Origin of the sequence: Hyphomonas sp. (genome assembly GCF_040882205.1) — a bacterium.
Classification (GTDB): domain Bacteria; phylum Pseudomonadota; class Alphaproteobacteria; order Caulobacterales; family Hyphomonadaceae; genus Hyphomonas.
In genome coordinates, this window is sequence record NZ_JBBEBT010000281.1 from 1 (window position 1) to 2,294 (window position 2,294).

A 2,294-nucleotide genomic window follows, 5' to 3' on the forward strand; every position below is an offset into this window, starting at 1 on the left:
ATGGCCGCTCAGTGTGCGGACCAATCGTCCGGTTCCAATGTCCCAGATCCGGGCGTTTCCATCTTCATGTGAGGTCAGAACGTGGGCCTGGTCAGGCGAAAATTCCGCGGCCCATGCCGGTTCGCCTGGTTCTCCGAATTGCTGGCGAACGTCGCCGGATACGGCGTCCCAGAGCCGGGCAGTCCCGTCGCGGCTGCTGGTGAGCACCTTGTTCCCGTCATCCGAAAAGCGCGCCGTCTGAAGCGGCTGCTGATGACCCTTCAGCTGAACGCGTGCAACAAAAGTGGTCATGTCCCAGACGATCGCTGTGGCGTCATGGCTCGCTGTGACCAGCGAGGCGCCGTCGCCCGAAAAATCAGCTGCACTGACACGGCCCTGATGGCCGATCAGAAGTGCGATCAGAGCGCCGGTCGTCGCATCCCAGACCTTTGCGGTGCCATCCTCGCTGGTGGTCACAACGCGCTTGCCATCCGGGGAAAACCGGGCGCTGAAGACATCTCCGCCATGAAGCAGCGGCGGCAGGCTTTCGCCGGCCTCGAACATTACGGCGCTTAGAACAGCATGGTAGCTGTTTGCGTTTCGCTCCGAGAGGTCCATGCCGGACAGGGCGTAGCGCGCGGCGGCCTGGACATCCTGGCTCCCGAGCCTCTGCCAGGCGCGTTCGGCGAAGAAAGCGGCAAGATTGTCGTGTGCGCTCCTTGCGTTCTGGCGTGCCTGAAACCCCAGGACAATGGCAGTTGCTGCGAGCAGGGCAAAGACCGAGCTGAGCGCCGCCAGGCCGACAAGCAGCTTGCGCTGGGCCAGCTCCTGGCGGCGCCGGTCGCGTTGCCACAAGTCGTCAAAGTCGACACCCAGCAACCCGGCGGCAAGCCGTGCAACGGCGCGGTCTCGTCCATCCTTCCTGACATCCAGGCCAAGAGGCTCGATCGGCAACGCCCGGGGGTCGCCAGGATGGTGCGCCCGCCGGAAGGCTGCCGGAAAACATTCCGTATCCGGATCGCCGGAGTTCGGGATACCGTCGATGATGAAGGCGAAGACGCGGCGGGGCGCTCCCCCGCGCCGGAACTGTTCGATCTCTGCCGCCACCCATTCGGACTGCGCCGAGCGCGGAGAGCAAAGGACGATCATGCTTTCGGAATCGTCGATGGATCGTTCAACAATCTGCGCGATATCCGAGGCTGCGGCCATTTCCTCGTCGTCGCGGAAAAAACGGCCGAGGCGCTCGCCGGCAGGCAGTGCGCTCGTTGTGCCCGCCGGTATCCGGTAGCTTTCCAGCCAGCCGTGCAGGCGCTTTCCCCAGACTTTGTCCTGCTGGGAATAGCTTATGAAGGCGCGATAAGTCTTCGCTTGGCCCGTCATGTGTTTTGCAGCTCTCGCTCCGTCCCACGAAGGAGAACCCTAGTCGGACACGCCAGCATAGTCGAGGTGTCCCGGGAGCGTGCGTCTGCGGGCTTCCCCAGCAGGGAGATTGCCTTTGCCGCCCCTTTCGCGCAGTCAGCCGCCCGCTGCAGAGGGAATGGTCGATGCATCCGGGCCCCGCAATTTTCGGAATGGGCGCCGTTGCCGCTCTCGGGGCCGGCGGCGCGGCAGATGCGCAGGGCAGCGACCGGCTCGATGTGATCGTCGTCACCGCTTCCCGTCAGTCCGAACCTGCGGGCACCTTGCCGCAAAGCGTGACTGCCGTGGCGGGTGAAGCCTTGCGCAGCGCTGACGGGGCAGAAGATGTTGTCTTGCATCTTCCCGGTGTGCAGCAAGCGATATCCAACGGCTCGCAGACCACGTTCCAGATCCGCGGCGTCGGCGCGGTGGACCATCAGGCGCTGACCCCAAGCGGCGCCGCCGTCAGTGTCGATGGTGTCTTCCTCGCCGCCAACGTGCAGGCCAGCCTGCTCGCCTGCGACCTTGACCGCGTCGAAGTTCTCAAGGGTCCATAAGGCAGGGTTCACGGGCGCAGCGCCTCCAGCGGCTCGATAAATTTCATCACGGCGCGCCCCTCGGCAGCGCCCGAAGCCTATGCATCCGCGGCGTATGGACGGTTCAACCGCCTGGACGTTCAGGGGGCGGCGACCAGACAGTTTCCGGACCGGGTAAGGGCCCGGATTGCAGCCCGTTACCTGAAGCAGGACGCTGCCCTGGAGAATGTCTGCGGCCCGTCTGCGGCCGGCGGCGATCGCGACGAATATGGCCTGCGCAGCGCGCTGGAATTCGACCTCGCACCGACCACCGCAATGCCATTCCGGCGCGCGCGCGGGCAGCGGGCAATCCGTTAAACTACGTGGACCGTGCTTCAGGCA

2 protein-coding genes are annotated in these 2,294 nt (G+C 64.9%); one reads left to right on the forward strand and one right to left on the reverse strand.

The genetic code is table 11. The features are described 5' to 3' along the window. Positions 1–1,359, reverse strand: a 1,359-nt coding sequence (locus WEA77_RS12040; RefSeq protein WP_368068128.1) for a toll/interleukin-1 receptor domain-containing protein, incomplete at its 3' end; no start/stop codon positions are given. Positions 1,360–1,523: 164 nt separating this feature from the next. Between WEA77_RS12040 and WEA77_RS12045 the strand changes: the two genes are divergently transcribed. Next, positions 1,524–1,934 carry a TonB-dependent receptor plug domain-containing protein gene (locus WEA77_RS12045; RefSeq protein WP_368068129.1) on the forward strand — a complete coding sequence of 137 codons (411 nt, stop codon included), beginning with the start codon at positions 1,524–1,526 and terminating at the stop codon, positions 1,932–1,934. Positions 1,935–2,294 lie beyond the last annotated feature (360 nt).